The 1,027-nt window shown below is 43.3% G+C and carries 1 protein-coding gene; it reads right to left on the minus strand.

What is annotated here, in order from left to right; genetic code table 11:
- The coding region (locus A3763_RS25760) for a tetratricopeptide repeat protein (protein ID WP_156495341.1) at positions 1 to 1,027 on the minus strand (1,027 nt) is incomplete at both ends.

Consider the following 1,027-nt stretch of genomic DNA (forward strand, 5'->3'; position numbering starts at 1 on the left):
TTATAATTAGTAATTCAGGGTCGAGTCTGTTGATGGTCTCAAGAAGTACTTCGTGTTCAGGATACTTCCGAAGAACATTGCTCCAAACATCTCGAGCCTCTGTTGTTTGATTTAGAGACCAAAGAACTTCACCCAAGTGTGCTGCGACTTCTCCATCCTGGAATTGTTGAAAGGCCTTGAACAAGAATACCAATGCTTCTTTATTTTGCTTAAGTCGATATAGTACCCAGCCCATGCTATCTAAAATGGCGGGGTTATTCGGCTTGAGCGCTAAAGCTTTTTGAATTAGTTCAAATGCTTCTTGAGTACGATCGGTTCGGTCGGCCAAGGTGTAGCCAAGTGCATTGATAGCAATCGCATTGTTCGGGTTCAGTTCTATTAGCTTTCTTAGATCTTGCTCCATTCCTGCCAAATCATCGTCTGCTTCTCGATTCATTGCTCGAGCGTAGAGTAGCTGGTCATCTTCGGGGAATGCTTGAATGGCGGCGTTGAGTGAGGCATTCATGCGGTCTGTTTCACCTGCACTAGATAGTAATTTAACTTCCAGTAGCCATAACTTAAGAGGGCTTGCTCCAGGTTTCTTTCTCAATTCAGCGAGTCTGTTTAGCATCTCGTCTTGCTGTTCGTTGTGAACCATTAGGAAACTTGAGCGCTCAAGAGATACTTCATAATGAACGCCAGCGCTTACTTTCTGGTAGAGATCGATAGCGTCATTGAAATTACCTTGGCTGTCAGCAATACGGGCTAAATAATAGTAGGCTTCATTAGCGTGTTGATTGGAGTCGATTAGCTGCTCGAAAGCTGCAGAAGCCTCTTCAACTTTTTTATTCTCTAGCATGACAATAGCGTGCGATAGTTTTAACCGCGATGCTTGGGGGTATTTAGTCAGTAGTGAATAGAATACCTCCTCGGCGTCATCGAGTTGTTTGTTTTCTATTAGCATTGTTGCATATAGACGACCAAGATTATGATTTGAGGGGAAATCGTCAAACTTGTCACCTGCATATTCAATAGCCTCTTCCAGTTG

The organism is Oleiphilus sp. HI0128 (assembly GCF_001635365.1).